General features: G+C 43.0%; 17 protein-coding genes. 13 read left to right on the top strand and 4 right to left on the bottom strand.

Translation table 11 applies throughout. The features are described from left to right. Positions 1-159: 159 nt before the first annotated feature. A complete protein-coding gene (fabZ, locus tag IGI96_RS16810; RefSeq protein WP_005226178.1) occupies positions 160-600 on the top strand; it encodes a 3-hydroxyacyl-ACP dehydratase FabZ in 441 nt (146 codons plus the stop codon). Positions 601-650: 50 nt separating this feature from the next. Here fabZ and IGI96_RS16805 read toward each other — a convergent pair whose 3' ends face one another. Next, positions 651-1400, bottom strand: coding sequence for a peptidylprolyl isomerase (locus tag IGI96_RS16805; RefSeq protein WP_438785385.1), 750 nt, complete (start codon positions 1398-1400; stop codon positions 651-653). Between the two features lie 182 nt (positions 1401-1582). Here IGI96_RS16805 and IGI96_RS16800 point away from each other — a divergent pair, with 182 nt between their 5' ends. Together IGI96_RS16800 and IGI96_RS16795 are read left to right on the top strand one after the other, a co-directional pair. Next, on the top strand, positions 1583-2674 hold the full coding sequence (locus IGI96_RS16800) for a DUF871 domain-containing protein (protein WP_438785384.1): 1092 nt from the start codon (positions 1583-1585) through the stop codon (positions 2672-2674). Between the two features lie 178 nt (positions 2675-2852). Further along, positions 2853-3803 (top strand): alpha/beta hydrolase, encoded by a 951-nt coding sequence (locus tag IGI96_RS16795; RefSeq protein WP_142973064.1) that lies wholly within the window; start codon positions 2853-2855, stop codon positions 3801-3803. A gap of 50 nt (positions 3804-3853) precedes the next feature. On the opposite strand, the gene gap is transcribed toward IGI96_RS16795, so the two are convergent. Next, complete coding sequence (gene gap, locus IGI96_RS16790) at positions 3854-4864, bottom strand: type I glyceraldehyde-3-phosphate dehydrogenase (protein ID WP_438785383.1); 1011 nt, start codon at positions 4862-4864, stop codon at positions 3854-3856. Between the two features lie 248 nt (positions 4865-5112). Between gap and obgE the strand changes: the two genes are divergently transcribed. From obgE to IGI96_RS16755, 7 genes are all read left to right on the top strand, one after another. Next, positions 5113-6426 (top strand): GTPase ObgE, encoded by a 1314-nt coding sequence (obgE, locus tag IGI96_RS16785; protein ID WP_042890376.1) that lies wholly within the window; start codon positions 5113-5115, stop codon positions 6424-6426. A gap of 180 nt (positions 6427-6606) precedes the next feature. Then, the gene (locus tag IGI96_RS16780) at positions 6607-7182 is read left to right on the top strand and encodes a DUF456 domain-containing protein (RefSeq protein ID WP_142973035.1); all 576 of its coding nucleotides are present in this window, start codon (positions 6607-6609) and stop codon (positions 7180-7182) included. A 72-nt stretch (positions 7183-7254) separates the two neighbouring features. Then, positions 7255-8211, top strand: coding sequence for a ribonuclease Z (gene rnz, locus IGI96_RS16775; protein WP_034857404.1), 957 nt, complete (start codon positions 7255-7257; stop codon positions 8209-8211). Next, entirely contained in the window at positions 8195-8983 is a 789-nt protein-coding gene (locus tag IGI96_RS16770; RefSeq protein ID WP_142973034.1) for an SDR family NAD(P)-dependent oxidoreductase, read from the top strand. The genes rnz and IGI96_RS16770 overlap by 17 nt, the downstream gene beginning before the upstream one ends. A 12-nt stretch (positions 8984-8995) precedes the next feature. After that, positions 8996-9433 (top strand): lipopolysaccharide assembly protein LapA domain-containing protein, encoded by a 438-nt coding sequence (locus tag IGI96_RS16765; RefSeq protein ID WP_142973033.1) that lies wholly within the window; start codon positions 8996-8998, stop codon positions 9431-9433. 146 nt (positions 9434-9579) lie between these two features. Beyond that, entirely contained in the window at positions 9580-11880 is a 2301-nt protein-coding gene (recJ, locus tag IGI96_RS16760; RefSeq protein ID WP_167827405.1) for a single-stranded-DNA-specific exonuclease RecJ, read from the top strand. 11 nt (positions 11881-11891) lie between these two features. Then, a complete protein-coding gene (locus IGI96_RS16755) occupies positions 11892-12404 on the top strand; it encodes an adenine phosphoribosyltransferase (protein WP_005226167.1) in 513 nt (170 codons plus the stop codon). Between the two features lie 76 nt (positions 12405-12480). On the opposite strand, the gene IGI96_RS16750 is transcribed toward IGI96_RS16755, so the two are convergent. Together IGI96_RS16750 and lexA are read right to left on the bottom strand one after the other, a co-directional pair. After that, positions 12481-12693, bottom strand: coding sequence for a hypothetical protein (locus IGI96_RS16750; protein WP_005236082.1), 213 nt, complete (start codon positions 12691-12693; stop codon positions 12481-12483). Positions 12694-12822: 129 nt separating this feature from the next. Then, complete coding sequence (gene lexA / locus IGI96_RS16745; protein WP_005226165.1) at positions 12823-13443, bottom strand: transcriptional repressor LexA; 621 nt, start codon at positions 13441-13443, stop codon at positions 12823-12825. Between the two features lie 136 nt (positions 13444-13579). Here lexA and IGI96_RS16740 point away from each other — a divergent pair, with 136 nt between their 5' ends. From IGI96_RS16740 to IGI96_RS16730, 3 genes are all read left to right on the top strand, one after another. Further along, positions 13580-13819 (top strand): DUF896 family protein, encoded by a 240-nt coding sequence (locus tag IGI96_RS16740; protein ID WP_005226164.1) that lies wholly within the window; start codon positions 13580-13582, stop codon positions 13817-13819. A gap of 100 nt (positions 13820-13919) precedes the next feature. After that, on the top strand, positions 13920-15917 hold the full coding sequence (gene tkt, locus IGI96_RS16735; RefSeq protein ID WP_060791961.1) for a transketolase: 1998 nt from the start codon (positions 13920-13922) through the stop codon (positions 15915-15917). Positions 15918-16298: 381 nt separating this feature from the next. Continuing rightward, positions 16299-17306, top strand: a complete 1008-nt coding sequence (locus tag IGI96_RS16730) for a hypothetical protein (RefSeq protein WP_270306539.1) — start codon at positions 16299-16301, stop codon at positions 17304-17306.

Genomic DNA, 17306 nt, shown 5'->3' with positions numbered 1-17306 from the left:
ACAAATAGTAAATCAAACTATCTGATTTCTAATTATTAAGCATAATTGTTTGATTGTCAAACTATTTTTTTCTTAATAAATATTTAGTTGCGAATTTCGCTGAACTATGATACTTTGATAATCAAACTATAATAAATTCTTAAGCAAGGAAGGGAAACCATGAAAAAACTATTGACTGAAACAGAAGTCATGGATTTGATTCCAAATCGCTACCCAATTATATATATTGATTACGTCGATGAAATCGAGTCTGGCAAAAAGATTATCGCAACGAAAAATGTCACCATCAACGAAGACTTTTTCCAAGGACATTTCCCAGGAAATCCAGTAATGCCAGGTGCCTTGATTTTAGAAACATTGGCACAAGCAGGATCGATCCTGATCTTGAAATCCGAGGAATTCCAAGGTAGAACGGCGTATATCGGCGGCATCAACAAAGCCAAATTCCGTCAAAAAGTTGTTCCGGGAGATACCATGAAACTTGTTTTCGAGATCACTAAAATCAAAGGCTCTGTAGGAACTGCTGATGCGGTCGCTACAGTGGACGGCAAAAAAGCTGCGGAATGCGAATTCACCTTTATCGTTGGCGACCAAAAATAAAAGACAACCGCTGAAATTCCCGAATATCGGAGACTTCAGCGGTTTTTTATTTATTCTTTGGCTTCTTGTAAGACCTTGATCGTTTCGATCTTCACTGGCTCAACTGGTTGAGAATTCTCACCATTGCCAGAGTCTTGGGTTTCTGCTTGCGCAATTTTATCTACGACATCCATGCCTTCGATCACTTGACCAAATACAGTATAGCTGCCGTCCAATCGTGGTGTTCCACCATTTTTGTAGGCTTCGATGATTTTTTCAGGATAGTGTTGGATCGCTAGACCGTCGGATACATCTTGATCATTTTGAACGATGTAGAACTGACTGCCTTGGCTGTTTGGCGCACTTGATTTTGCCATTGCTAATGCGCCTCGCAAGTGATAAAGCTGGTTGGAGTATTCTTCGCCGAATCCTTCGCCCCAAATGCTTTCTCCGCCAGTGCCATCACCATTAGGGTCGCCCCCTTGGATCATAAACTCTTCTACGACACGATGGAAAGTCAAGCCGTCATAATAACCATCTTTGGCATGGGTCAAAAAGTTTTCGACTGCTTTGGGCGCGATCTCTGGGAAAAGTTTGATTTTGATCGAGCCTTCTTCCGTCACCATTTCAACTAAAGCTTCATTCTCTTGCACATCCGTTGATAATTGCGGCAATTCCAGGGCATTCAAGTCAACGGATTCTGAGGTTGACGTGCTTTCTGCTGAATTGCTTGATGAGGGATCGGTGGTACTTGAACCTGTACAAGCAGCTAATAATAAAAGGCTAGTAGCTGCTGTCAGTGTGAATAGGATTTTTTTCATTCTTTCATTCCTTCCAGTTTTCTTAATGATAATCATAACAAAAAAGAGACATAGAAGAAAGCGCAGATTTTGTGGAATGAGAAAGAAACAGACGGAAAGGTGTAGACCACTTTTTAGATGTTTGCTATAATGAAAGAGGATTCATTATAATAAACGGATAGAATTTACAGGAGGTTTTTTTGATGGGAAAATTAGGGATATCGATTTATCCAGAGCGCTCAACGTTTGAAAAGGACAAAGCGTATCTAGACTTGGCACACAAATACGGCTTTAAACGGGTATTTACCAGTTTGCTGCAAATCAACGATGACAAAGAAAAAGTCTTGGCAGACTTTAAGCAAGTCGTGGATTATGCCAATCAGTTAGGAATGGAAGTCATGGTAGATATCAATCCTGGTTTATTCGAACAGCTAGGTATTTCTTATGATGATTTATCCTTCTTTGATGAGATGGGGGCTTACGGTGTTCGGTTAGATATTGGTTTCACTGGTTCAGAAGAAGCCAAAATGACCCGTAATCCTTACGGGATCAAAATCGAAATCAATATGAGCAGCGGCACGAGCTACGTGGATAACATCATGAGTTATTCACCTAATACTGAAAATTTACTCGGTTCGCATAACTTCTATCCTCATCGCTATTCAGGGTTAGGCTATGACCATTTTGTTTTTTGTTCGGAAAAATTCCGCAAATACAATTTAAATACGATGGCTTTCGTGAATTCTCACGAAGCTGATTTCGGTCCATGGCCAACACAAGATGGTTTATGCTCTTTGGAAGACCATCGTGATCTGCCACTAGCTACACAAGTCAAACATTTAGTGTTGACTGGTTTGATCGATGATATCTCTATTGGAAATGCCTATGCTTCAGAAGCAGAATTGGCAGCAATGGTTGAAGCGTTTCATGCTGATTATCCGACATTAAGAGTCGATGTCGTTGACGGAATCACTGAAGATGAACGAATTTGTCTCTTCGATAATCTGCACAGCTATCGAGGAGATCGCTCAGAGTACATCTTGCGTTCAACGATGACGCGGATCTATTATAAAGACAAGGAATTTCCACCTCATGATACCCGTGATATGGTAAGAGGGGATGTCTTGATCGATAATGCTGGCTATGGACAATACAAAGGTGAGACGCAAATCGCCTTGAAAGCAATGAAAAATGACGGTCGTGTCAATGTCGTTGGTAAGATCGCTGATGAGGAACTATTCTTATTAGAATTTTTGAAACCTTGGTCAAGTTTTAAATTGGTCGAAAATAACTAATTATCACGAAAAATCAACCATTGCCAACAAAGCGTGTTGGCAATGGTTTTCTTTTTGGGCGCTTGCAATTGACAAACACGAGCAAAAAACGGTAATTTATGTAGTGGGTTCTTTCCATGAAGAACGATGAAACCATAATAATATTATGTAAACTATATAACAAGAGGACGTGACAAGTGTGAAATTGCGCTGGAAGATTGCCATCGGAGTGGCTGTATTAGCAATTGCAGGATTAGGGTATGCAGGAAACTATTTTTACGATTATGCGGTGGTTCCTTCAGAAAAAGATTTTTTGGAAGGAGATACCCCTGGTACGGATGAAAATCAGACAGGAAATGAATCGCAAAATTGGTTTACAGATCCCGCAAATCGTGAGATGTGGCAGCTGACTTCTGAAGATGATTTAAAATTATCCGCCATTTATCTACCGGCGGAGGAGAAGAATCGAGGAAAAACGGCGATCATCGCGCATGGCTACATGGGGAATGCAGAAACGATGGCGGACTATGCTAAGATGTATCATGATTTAGGCTATAATGTCTTGGTTCCAGACGCTCGAGGGCATGGTCACAGCGAAGGAGATTATATTGGTTTTGGGTGGCACGAACGTAAGGATTATCTGCAATGGATCGATGAAGTACTCGCAAAAAATGGTCCTGAAGAAACGATCACTTTGTATGGCATCAGTATGGGGGCTGCCACGGTAATGATGACCAGTGGGGAAGACTTGCCGAAAAATGTCACTTCTATCATTGAAGATTGTGGGTATACCAACGTCAATGAAGAATTGGGGTATCAACTCGATCAATTATTTGGTCTACCTGCCTTTCCATTGATGAATGTCACTAGCCTTGTCACAAAAATCCGAGCGGGGTATTTCTTTGGTGAAGCAGATGCAGTCAAACAACTGCAAAAGAATACGCGTCCAATCTTTTTTATCCATGGCGATGCGGATACGTTTGTTCCTTATTCGATGCTGGAAATTTTGTATAACGCGACCGATGCACCAAAAGAAAAGTGGGTTGTTTCAGGTGCCGAGCATGCGAAAAGCTACAAAACAGATCCAGCGCTTTACAAAGAAAAAATTGCAGCTTTTTTGGACAAATACGATCACCCAGCAAGTGAATAAAAAAGTGCCGGTTCAAAAAAAGAACCGGCACTTTTTGCTTGACCCTTGGCTTATAAACGAGCAAATTCTTCTAGCAAACGAATCATTTGGCAAGTAAAGCCATATTCATTATCATACCAAGCGACGGTTTTCACCAGTTGGAAATCGCCAGCCGTGGTTACTTCTGTTTGTGTCGGATCAAAGATAGAACCTTGGGTGGTACCAATCACATCTCCAGAGACGATCTCACGGTCATCGTAACCGAATGACGGATTATCGACGGTGTGTTTTCTGATCGCTTCATTGACTTCATCGGCGGTTACTTTGGTTTTCAAAATTGAGACTAATTCTGTTAAAGAACCATCGACGACAGGAACCCGTTGGGCGTGTCCTTGTAATTTGCCATTTAATTCTGGGATAACTAGACCGATCGCTTTAGCAGCACCCGTCGAGTGAGGGATCGTGTTATCTGCAGCGGACCGAGCGGCTCTTAAGTTTCCGCCTTTTACCGGACCATCCAATAGCATTTGTGTAGAAGTATAGGCATGTACCGTCGTCTTCGTACCAACTTCGATCCCGAATTCCTCATTTAAAAAGTAGGCCATCGGAGCTAAGCAGTTGGTCGTACAAGAACCTGCGGATATGATAGTATCCCCTGGTGTTAACGTGTCGGAGTTGACATTGTAAACGATCGTTTTCATATTACCAGCTGGTGCGGAGATAACGACTCGTTTGACACCCGCATCAAGATGGGCTTGTGCTTTTTCTGCGGAAGTGTAAAAACCCGTGCATTCTAAAACGATATCGACGCCATTTTCTTTTGCCCAAGGGATTTTGCTTGCGTCTGGTTCAGCGTACACACGGGTCTCTTTGCCATCGACAACGATAGCATTATCCGTTGCAGTAACAGTTCCAGGGTACGTGCCGTGGGTCGAGTCAAATTGCAATAAGTGTGCTAACATGACTGGACTCGTTAAATCATTGATTGCCACAACTTCAATATCGGCAGAAACTTCTTTGATCCTACGAAAAGCCAAACGTCCAATTCGTCCAAAACCATTGATTCCAACTTTTACTGTCATTTCTTGTTTCCTCCTTTGATTGTGTCTGGTACACTTAAAAGTTTGCTACGATTTCAAGTGACTGTCAAAGAATAACCCTTAAGAATTCGCGATTTCTTACGGAAACCCATGAGAAAAGATAGACAAAAGACGTTTCGGTCGTTACAATAAAATAGACTTTCTTATTAGAGAAATAGTAACCACTTAAGGTGAGATAACTGATAATCAAAAAGTATAGAAGGTAGTAAAAAAAGAATGGAGGACAAATAATGTCCATGTTTTTAGATCAAGTGACAATCGATGTCAAAGCAGGAAAAGGCGGCGACGGAATGGTTGCTTTTCGCCGAGAGAAATATGTCCCAGACGGCGGACCCGCAGGTGGTGACGGTGGACGTGGTGGTGATGTCATTTTAGTCGTAGACGAGGGTCTGCGTACATTAATGGATTTCCGTTTTAATCGTCATTTTAAAGCGCAACCCGGGGAAAACGGCATGAGTAAAGGAATGCACGGTCGTGGCTCAGATGATACCTACATCAAAGTACCACAGGGAACGACCGTTCGTGACGCTGAAACAGGTGCCTTATTAGGTGATTTGATTGAGCAAGGCCAAACATTAGTGATTGCTAAAGGTGGCCGTGGCGGCCGTGGCAACATTCGGTTTGCCTCTCCGAAAAACCCAGCCCCAGAATTAGCTGAGAATGGAGAACCTGGTCAAGAAAGAAAAATCGAGCTCGAATTAAAAGTTTTAGCAGATGTTGGTCTAGTTGGTTTCCCTTCAGTTGGGAAGTCTACATTACTCTCTGTGATTTCCTCTGCTCGACCAAAAATTGGTGCGTATCATTTTACCACGCTGGTACCAAATTTAGGTATGGTAACAACTACTGATGGCCGTAGTTTTGCGGTCGCTGATCTACCTGGTCTGATCGAAGGAGCCTCACAAGGGGTTGGTTTAGGGACTCAGTTTTTACGCCATATCGAACGGACGCGGGTCATTTTACATGTGATCGATATGAGCGGCATGGAAGGGCGCGATCCATATGAAGACTATTTATCCATCAACAATGAATTGTCGACCCATAACTTGCGCTTACTAGAGCGCCCACAGATCATCGTTGCCAATAAGATGGATATGCCGGATGCTGAAGAAAACCTAGCCCTTTTCAAAGAGCAGCTGGCAAAAGAAAAAACGGATGAGTTCGCGGATGAACCAATGATTTTCCCAATCTCTGGTGTCACTCGTAAGGGAATCGATGCCTTGCTGAATGCGACAGCGGATCTATTGGAAGTCACTCCTGAGTTCCTCTTGTACGATGAAGAAATCGAAGAAGATGTGGTTCATTACGGCTTCCAATCGGATGAACCGGAGTTTGCAATCGATCGCGATCCTGATGCAACTTGGATCTTGAGCGGTGAGAAAATCGAAAAACTATTCCAAATGACGAACTTTGATCACGATGAGACTGTGATGCGTTTTGCTCGTCAATTACGTGGATTGGGTGTCGATGAAGCATTGCGTGCGAGAGGTGCCAAAGACGGTGATATTGTGCGTATCGGTAATTTTGAATTTGAGTTTGTCGAATAAGCGTTTAAAAGAACATCATTTTTTTAAAAAAATCCTTCATAGTTGAATTGGTTTTGACTGCCGATCATTGATTTTCTCTAAGAAATCAATGATCAGCAGTCTTTTTGGTTTCTTTTTTCATTTAAATGATTTACTGTTAAAATAAAGAAAAGAACAAATAAACCAAAGGGAGCGATTTTTATGTCAAAACGAGTCATTGTAATGAACTTTGATGCTAGTGCCAAAGCGTATCAAGCCTTTTCTGAAGTGAAACGGATGCATATGGAACGGAAGATCAAAGGGGAACAAATGGCAGTTCTTACCCACACCAATGAAGGCGTGCATCAATTTAAAGTCGAGGACTTTCTCGATTTTACTGGGAACAATAAGACATCAACGGGTGGATTGATCGGGATGCTCGTTGGTGTGCTAGGCGGACCTTTAGGAATCATGCTGGGCTGGTTTGGTGGCAGTATGATCGGTGCTACTCGTGATGCAAAAGAGATCCAAAATGCGCAAATGCTTTTTGAACATGTCGGAAACCAAATTGGTGTTGGTGATACGGGGTTATTATTGATCGCAGATGAAGAAGACAATCGTCCTTTGAATCATTTGATCATGAATGAATTAGGCGGTGACATCACGCGCTTTGACTACGATGAAGTGGAAGCAGAGATTGAAACGGCTAAGAAAGTCGAAGAATCCACCAAAGCACGCGTTCAAGAAGACTGGAAAAACTCTCATAACGACGCAGAAGATCGCCAATCTGAGAAATAAAATCCACAAGCTTCAATTGCAACTTGATTTCTTTTCCGCTAAAATTGGAAAGAGATGAAAGGAAAGAAGCTTATGGAATTAGAATTTTTAGGAACAGGCGCGGGTGTGCCTGCGAAACATCGAAACGTGACCAGCATTGCGTTACGACTTTTAGATGAACGGAATGCCGTTTGGCTTTTTGATTGTGGCGAAGGGACGCAAATGCAGATTTTGCATTCTACGATTCGTCCACGAAAGATTGAAAAAATCTTTATCACTCATCTTCATGGTGACCATATCTATGGGTTGCCAGGATTGATCAGCAGCCGCTCCTTTCAAGGAGGCGACACGCCTCTAGAGATTTATGGACCCAAGGGGATCAAAGCATACGTTCAAACCGTTTTGCGGATTTCTCAGACCAAAGTCAGCTACCCCTTACATTTTTTCGAGATTGAAGAAGAAGGGATTCTTTTTAAAGATCAGCAATTTGAAGTATCGTGTCTGCGTCTTGATCATGGCATTGACAGTTTTGGTTATCGGATTGTTGAAGCAAGCCATCAAGGGGAATTGCAAGTGCAGGCTTTACTGGAACTTGGTTTGAAACCTGGGCCGCTCTTCGGTCGTTTGAAAAAAGGTGAAGTAGTTACCCTTGACGATGGACGTCAAATCAATGGGGCTGATTTCTTGGGCCAAGCGAAAAAAGGTCGGATCGTGGCGATATTAGGTGATACGCGTAAATGTCAAAACGCCGTACTGCTAGCAGAAGATGCGGATGTATTGGTGCATGAAAGTACCTTTAACAAAGAAGAAGCCAAGTTGGCTCGCGCTTATTTTCACTCGACGACGCGGCAAGCTGCCGAAGTGGCACAAGAAGCTCAAGCTAAGCGTTTGCTGTTGACCCATATCAGTGCGCGTTACGTTGGCAAAGATATTACAAATTTAGTAAATGAAGCAAAAGAAGTATTTCCGAATACGTTGATCGTCAAAGATTTTGATATTGTCGAGATCCCTTTTGCCGGAGAGGAAGAAACAGATGAATTTAGAGAATAAAGTTGTCGTTGTAACAGGTGGCTCTGCTGGACTTGGAGAACAAATCTGTTATGAAGCCGCAAAACGTGGTGCGATCGTCGTGACTTGTGCCCGAAGAACGAATCTGATTGGAAAAGTCAAAGAACAATGTATGGAATTAAGCGGCAAAGAAGCGTATGCGTTTCAATTGGATGTAGCAAATCCTGAAAGTGTGGAGCGCTTACTAGAAAAAATCAATGAAAAAGTTGGTAAGATCGATGTCTTCGTCAATAATGCTGGCTACGGGATCTTTCAAGAATTTACAGAGATGGACCCGGCGGTCATCCGAAATATGTTCGAAGTCAATGTGCTTGGCATGATGGTTTTGACCCAGCAAGTAGCGATCCAAATGGCTGAACAAAAGCACGGTCATATCATAAATGTTGCTTCGATCGCAGGTAAGATCGCTACGCCAAAAACGGCCGTCTACTCTGCAACAAAATTTGCTGTGCTCGGTTTTTCTAACGCATTACGTTTAGAACTAAAACCATTAGGGATCAACGTAACAACGGTCAATCCTGGACCGATCGAAACGGCATTCTTTGACCAAGCAGACCCAAGCGGTAGTTACTTATCGTCGGTGGGCAGCCTAGTGCTCGAACCGAACAAATTAGCGCAAACGATCGTCAAAACGATGATCCATCCAAAACGAGAAATCAATCGCCCACATATTTTAGGCGCTGCTGCGAAACTATATACCCTGTTTCCTTCAATCGGCGATTATATGGCGGGAACGATGTTCAACAAAAAATAGGAGTTGAAGCCCATGAAAAATCAATGGCGTGTTATCGTTGGTATTTTACTGATTTTAGTGATCGTTTTATTTGCCGTTGCAAACAATATGACTGTCCCGATCAACTTTGGCTTCACAACGATTCAATCGCCACTGATCTTAGTCATTATTGGTTCTGCTTTGTTAGGCGCATTGATTTTGCTGCTGGTTTCCACAAGCGCAATGTTCCGCCAAAAAAAAGAACTAAAGCAATTGAGAAAAGAGCTTTCAGATTATCGTTCGAATAACGAGAAGGTTCTCCAAGAAGAACGAGAAGCTTTGGAACGGGAATACACGAACAAGCAGGCGGAGTTAGCGGCAAGACAGCAGCAGCTCGATGATCAAGAAGCCCAGCTTTCCTCACGTGCTGCGGGCGCATCCACGCCGCCAACGATCGATGAGGAAATGAAGTCTTTTGAATCGCAAGCCTAAAAGAACGACGTTTCACAAAAAAAGAGTTTGCTAGTGCAAGATTTGCTGCAAGCTCTTTTTTTGTGTTGTAAAACGAGTGCTGTTTCTCTCGTTGTTTTTCTTTTTTGCATAAACTTTGCTATAATATCCTAGTTAGGAGTGATTTGGTGAAACGTGCAAATTTTCATTGGGTGCGTCCGCAAGAAAGCGAAACGACCCCAGTATTTAAAGAGCTGATCCAAGAAAGAAAGATCCCTGAGCGGATCGGCGCGTTGCTATGGCAGCGAAATATTCGAACAGCAGAGGCGCTCGATGCTTTTTTATCAACGGACCTGCAATATCTTCATGATCCGTTTTTATTTCATGATATGGCTAAAGCCGTGGAACGAATCCATGAAGCGATTTTAAATGGCGAACGAATCTTGATTTATGGTGATTACGATGCGGATGGGATTACGAGCACTACCGTGTTAAAGGAAACGTTGGAATTGCTAGGGGCGGAAGCTGAGTATTATTTGCCTAATCGTTTTACAGATGGATATGGGCCCAATCTAACTGTCTATCAAGATAAAATTGCAGCAGGGACGCAATTGATCATCACCGTCGACAATGGGGTGTCTGGTCATGAGGCGATTGCTTATGCTCAAGGACAAGGAGTTGACGTGATCGTCACAGATCACCATGAACTACCTGCAGAACTACCGGAGGCGTTTGCTATTGTCCATCCCCGTCACCCTCAAGGAAACTATCCTTTTGGTGATTTGGCTGGAGTCGGCGTTGCATTTAAAGTGGCTTGCGCTTTGTTAGAAGAAGTGCCAGTGGAATTGCTTGATCTTGTTGCGATTGGGACGATCGCTGATATGGTTTCTTTAACCGATGAGAATCGGCTATTAGTCAGCAACGGGTTGAAAATGATTCAGCAATCGGATCGCATCGGACTGAATGAGTTGCTGTCAGTCAGCGGTTTAAAAAAACAAACAGTCAACGAAACAGATATTGGCTTCGCCGTTGGACCACGGTTAAATGCGATCGGTCGTTTGGAGGACCCCAATCCGGCTGTTCGCTTGTTGACTACCTTCGATGAAGAAGAGGCAGTAAGCTTAGCCAAAACCTTAGATACAATCAATCAGCAGCGAAAAACATTTGTTGAAGAAATCATGAAAGAAGCACAAGAAAAAATCGATCCTGCGAATCATGTTCATTTGGTGGTGGGAGATCATTGGCACGAAGGCGTTTTAGGGATCGTGGCAGGACGAATCATGCAAAGTACAGGACAACCAGTAATCGTTTTGACAAAAAAAGAAAATGGCTTAGCCAAAGGGTCGGGAAGAAGCATTGCTGCGTTGAATCTGTTTGAAATGCTGTCGACGATGAAAGACATGTTTACTAGCTTTGGCGGCCATCATGCAGCAGTTGGATTAAGTATCCCCATCGATCATTTAGATATGCTGCAAGCCCAAATGAATCGTTATGTTGAAGAAAATGCCATTGACCTCAGTCAGGGCATCCCATTAGCGATCGATGAGGAGCTACCGTTAACAGAAGTTTCGATCAGTTTTATTGAATCATTAAAAGTCTTAGCGCCTTTTGGAACGGACAACCCCTTACCGAAATTTTTATTTTCTAATCTGATGACTCAAAATGCTCGCCAGATTGGTTCAGAAAATCAGCATTTGAAGTTAGTGATGAGCGATGAGTCTAACACGCAGCTGGATGTCATTGGGTTTGGTTTTGGAAAAGATTTAGTAGCGTTTGAAAACGACCGCTTATCGATCGTTGGTCAGCTTTCCATCAATGAATGGAATGGCAACAAAAAACCGCAGCTCATGTTGGATGATTTTGCAGTGGAAGGGATTCAGCTATTTGATTATCGTTCGAAAAGAAGCCGTCAAGGTGTCTCTCTGGGCAGTCAAACACTAGGCGTTCTTTTCAAGCAGAAACTTCCTCGGGAATTGCAAGGCTTTTGTGGGCAAACCACCATATTTGACTCAGTTACAGCCTTGGAAGATACTTTTCGTGCTGGTCAGTTCCAAGAGATTGCATTTTTAGATTGTCCTGCTGACCCTGCATTGATCAAAGAGATCGTTCAAGCGCTCCAGGCGTCAAGAGTTGCTTTTGTTTTCTACTCGACAGAAGATGCTTATTTAGATGGGGTAGGGACAAGAGAGCAATACAGTCGTCTCTTTCAACTGATCAAACAGCAGCCTCGTTTGGACATTCGTTACAAACTAAAGATGGTCGCTGACTATCTAAAAATTCCACAAAAATTACTTATTTTCATGATTCAGGTGTTTTCTGAGCTGGAATTTGTTACAATACAAGATGGTGTTTTGAATAAAACTGCTGATCCTGTTTCCCGTCCATTGACGGAGAGTCATTTGTATCAGCAACGACAAAAACTGATCAAAACAGAAGAATTTTTATTAATGAGTGATTTATCAACCCTTCGTCAGTGGTTGACAGTCTAGGAGGAAAGAAAATGGATTTAAAAGAGTATATTGCTAGTATTCCTGATTATCCCCAAGAGGGAATTATTTTTCGGGACATCTCGCCATTGATGGCAGATGGAGAAGCGTATCGGTATGCGACACAACAAATCGTTGAGTATGCACAAGAAAAAGGCATCGATATGGTGGTAGGACCTGAAGCCCGCGGCTTTATCGTTGGTTGTCCAGTTGCCTATCAATTAGGTGTCGGCTTTGCCCCAGTACGTAAAAAAGGAAAATTGCCACGGGAAACGATTGAAGCAGAATATGAAAAAGAGTACGGTGTGGATGTCTTGACGCTGCACGCCGATGCCATCAAACCAGGTCAACGTGTCTTGATCTGTGATGATCTACTAGCAACTGGCGGAACGATCAAAGCAACGATCGAACTCGTAGAAAAACTAGGTGGCATCGTTGTTGGCTGTGCCTTCTTGATCGAACTGATGGATCTACATGGAAGAGACAAGATCCAAGGTGTCGAAATTAAGACGTTAATGGAATACTAAAAAAGCAGAAACAAAAAAGGACTCGCTGGAGTCCTTTTTTGTTTCTGCTGCCTTATGGGCGTATGTAGGGGAAGGATCATGGTTCATAACGATAAAAATCATGATCGTGATAATAATGGCGGTTACGTTTGCGCTCTGCTTGGCGGAATTTCTTTTCATCCCAAAGCATGAACCAAAGCATCATTAGAGGGCAAAAAATCAGAACAGCACTTAAAACGCCAAAATAGCCAATAACAATTCCCATCAATAATACCCACAACATAAAACCAAATCGACGAACTGCTTTCATCTCATTCACTCCTTAAATAATACGAACTTATGTTTGTATACTTATTATACGAATGTTTGTTCGCTTTGTAAAGAGGAAAGAAAAAAAATCTTCGTAGAAACGAAGATTTCCTAGTCAGCTCGTTGAGCATCAAAGCAGATGGCGATACAATCCAACAACCAATCCTAAAATCGTTACGTCAGGCAAAATGATTGGTTCTAAATAATCATTTTCCGGTTGTAAACGAATGTAATTCTTTTCTTTATAGAATCGTTTGCACGTAGCTTCGTCTTCATCTGTCATAGCAATCACGATATCGCCATTTTGAGCACTTTGTTGTTTACGAACGATTACTTGATCACCGTCGAGAATGCCAGCATTGATCATACTTTCTCCTCGGATCGTCAACATGAATAAACTTCCTGTGCTATTCGCTAAATCTGGCGGAATCGGAAAGAAATCGGATGCATCTTCCACGGCTAAAATCGGTTCTCCAGCAGTTACGACACCAAGCATCGGAATGGATGCTGGTTGAACATCGATTTTTTCAAGACCGGAAGCAGTTAATTCAATGGCTCTGGGTTTTGTAGGATCTCGTAAGATCAGCCCTTTTTTTTCAAGTCGGGACAAATGGCCATGAACAGTTGAGGTAGAAGATAACTGAACGGCTTCGCCAATTTCGCGAACAGTCGGCGGATAGCCTTTTTCAGTGACACGTGTATGAATGAACTTAAGAATTTCGATTTGTCGATTTTCTGTTCGTTTTGCCAAAACTGACACCTTCTTTCATTTGATAACCTTAGTGTACCATAGCTATATCGATTATTCAAACAAATGTTCGCTTTTTGTGCTATTGTTTTTGCTCGCTAGTTTGTAGTAAAATCAAGAGGGAAAAGGAGGAACAACTATGCTATCTCAAGAAAAATTAGCTCGAATCAATGAACTTGCCAACAAGAAAAAAACAGAAGGATTGACTGAGGCTGAGACCCACGAACAAAAAGTTCTGCGTGAAGAGTATTTAACCGCCTTTCGTGGAGGGATGCGACACCATATCGAAGGAATGAAAATCGTTGACCCTGAAGGTGCTGATGTAACACCAGAGAAGTTAAAAGAGATTCAAAAGAAAAAAGGTCTCCACGGCAGATAATTGTGAATTCCTTTTCATTGCTATTGAAATAAGCTTCTGAATCACGTATAATGAAAGATGTAATAAAGGTAAAAAAAACCTAAATTAGGAGGAACTACCATTGTTTGATAAAATCGATCAATTAGGAGTGAACACCCTTCGTACATTAAGTATCGAAGCCGTACAAAAAGCCAATTCAGGACATCCAGGATTACCGATGGGGGCAGCACCTATGGCCTATGCCTTGTGGACGAAACACTTGAAAGTCAATCCAACGACTTCTCGCAACTGGGTGGATCGTGACCGCTTTGTTTTGTCTGCTGGACACGGTTCGGCGTTATTGTACAGCTTGTTGCACGTGTCTGGTTACGATGTGACCATTGAGGATCTAAAAAACTTCCGTCAATGGGATAGCCGCACGCCAGGACATCCAGAAGTCGATCACACAGACGGCGTGGAAGCAACCACTGGACCTTTAGGACAAGGGATCGCCATGGCAGTCGGTATGGCGATGGCCGAAGCCCACTTGGCTGCAACCTACAATCGCGACAAGTATCAAGTCATTGATCACTATACCTACGCTTTATGTGGCGATGGGGACTTGATGGAAGGTGTTTCGCAAGAAGCTGCATCCATGGCTGGTCACATGAAATTAGACAAACTGATCGTCTTGTACGATTCAAATGACATCTCCCTAGATGGCCCAACTTCAAAAGCCTTTACAGAAAATGTCGGTGCGCGTTTTGAAGCGTATGGCTGGCAACACATTCTCGTTGAAGACGGCAATGATTTAGAAGCGATCTCGAAAGCGATCGACGAAGCAAAAGCTGAAAGCGACAAACCAACCTTGATCGAAATCAAGACTGTGATCGGATACGGTGCGCCAAATCAAGGCACCTCTGCCGTTCATGGTGCGCCGATCGGTGCCGAAGGCATTTCTGCAGCCAAAGCGATTTATGGTTGGGAATACCCAGAATTTACCGTACCTGAAGAAGTTGCCGCGCGCTTCAAAGAAACCATGATCGATGAAGGGCAAAAAGCTGAAGCAGCTTGGAACGAAACCTTCCGTGCCTATGAAGCAGCCTACCCAGAACTTGCTGCGCAATTCAAACAAGCCTTTGCGGGTGAATTGCCAGCAGATTGGGATGCAGCATTACCAAGCTACGAAGTTGGCAGCTCACAAGCTAGTCGAGTATCCAGCAAAGAGATGATCCAAGCCTTATCCAAAGCCGTCCCTAGTCTCTGGGGTGGATCGGCTGACCTTTCTGGATCCAACAACACGATGGTGGCAGCAGAAAAAGACTTTGAACCTGGCCAATACGAAGGCCGCAACATTTGGTTTGGCGTTCGAGAATTTGCGATGGCGGCAGCGATGAACGGCATCCAATTGCATGGCGGTACGCGAATCTATGGCGGAACCTTCTTCGTCTTCGTTGATTACTTGCGTCCAGCGGTGCGCTTGTCTGCGATCCAGCATGCACCTGTGATCTATGTCTTGACGCATGACTCCGTGGCGGTGGGAGAAGATGGACCGACGCATGAGCCAATCGAGCAATTAGCCAGCGTCCGTTGCATGCCAAATGTCCAAGTGATTCGTCCAGCAGACGGCAATGAAACCCGTGCTGCCTGGAAATTGGCCATGACGACAACGGATAAACCAACAGTCTTAGTCTTAAGCCGACAAAATCTACCAGTGATCGAAGGCACGCAAACCGGTGCGGATGAAAATGTCGCAAAAGGTGGTTACGTGATTTCAAAACAAGCTGGTGAAACACCAGCGGGGATTTTGATCGCCACAGGTTCTGAAGTGAATCTTGCGGTCCAAGCACAAGCTAAATTGGCAGAAGAAGGCATCGATGTATCGGTGGTCTCCTTACCAAGCTTTGATTTGTTTGAAGCACAAAGCTCAGAATACAAAGAAAGCGTCTTGCCAAAAGCAGTGAAGAAACGGGTAGCGATCGAAGCAGCTTCCCCATTTGGTTGGGAACGTTACACCGGTTGCCATGGAAAAGTGATCGCGATCGATCATTTCGGTGCATCCGCACCTGGTGACAAAGTCTTAGCGGAATTCGGCTTCAGTGTTGAGAATGTCGTGAATACTTTCAAATCAATCGATTAATTGATCGACAATCAATCAAAAATAGCACGTTCGAGAATCTTTTCGATTTTCGAGCGTGTTTTTTTGTCTGGATCATGGTTAGAGAACCACAAGGGAGAGGAATGAGAAGCGCAAGTCACCGATTCAACAGGGAAATACTTTCTATCGATGAGCCAATCGTCAGAGAGAAACTGGATCAAACAAATAATAAACGTCACTTTGTTGTATAAAATTGAATATATATGAATAAAAATGCTAGTTTTCGTTGTTGCAAGGCTGGTTCCTGTGTATAGTTAAAGAAAAAGAACCTAAACAATAAGAGCCAAGGAGAATGGCTCAAGAAAAGAGAACAGGGAAGAACGACTACTTGAAGAAAGAGGAATAAGGAGATGGGAAAACACGATGAAAAGGTTGAGGGTTAGTCACACGAACCGACGAAAGAAATGCGGCGTTATGAGTGGAAAAAAGAAAAAAAACATTCTTTTGGTAATACTACTGCTAAAGCTATTTTCACGAGACGTTTACGCAACAGAATTGAATGAAATTGCAACAGGTGATGAAGCAAACGTTGTGATACATACTGATTTTCTCAAGAGTGAAGTGACAAATCCGTCTATTTATCTCACCTATACGGCCGTTCCGTCAAGTGGAAGTGAGATAATTGATGTTCACGTTGAGATCAATGGGGCATACCATAGTCATCTTTATTTGAAAGATGAAAACAATCACGACACAGTGGAGGAATTCGATTTCGGCAGTGGAATCGTTGTTTTGCCCTATCATCAATCAGAAGCGATGTATCTTGAGCTTGTAGCGGTTGACAGCAGCGGCGCCAGTGGGCGATTCAAATTAGAACATCCGATTACTGTGGTAGATCCACCCGCTCTGCCGTCACCAACTCCTGATGAAATTAGTACTGAATTCTTTTGGGAGGATGAAAGAACATTTGTGAACAATCGCTTATACATGGGAATCGCTGGAGAAACAGAAATAGACCGATTCCGAGTATCAGAAGCGAAGATCCATGAAGCAGTCGAATCGATTGGCGGGACAATTTTGCAAGAAGCGGATTGGTCATGGCACATTCTCATAGGTGTCAAAAAAAGTACCGCTGAAGAGCTGATCGCCATGATTATGAGTCTGGTGACGAATTATCCTGAGGTCTTCGACGGGGGCAGTTTAGATATAATTGAGAATGTCGGACATGCAGGAGAGACAAGTGAGACATTTGATGTGGACACGAACGAGACCTTAAATGATCCGTTGGCCTATGCACGATCAAATGGGGCTGCAGCTTCTACTGAGCCGTTGGAGATTCCCATCGGAATGACACTATTTCTTTATATAATAATGGTAATACCAGTGCCAAGTTTGGCCGTAACATGGTTTTTACTCAGACACAAACGCTAA

It is taken from the genome of Enterococcus sp. DIV0421, from assembly GCF_051713745.1.
Taxonomy (GTDB): Bacteria; Bacillota; Bacilli; order Lactobacillales; family Enterococcaceae; genus Enterococcus_D; species Enterococcus_D casseliflavus.
The sequence above is the reverse complement of the archived record's forward strand: the minus strand, read 5'-3'. Positions and strand labels throughout refer to the sequence as shown.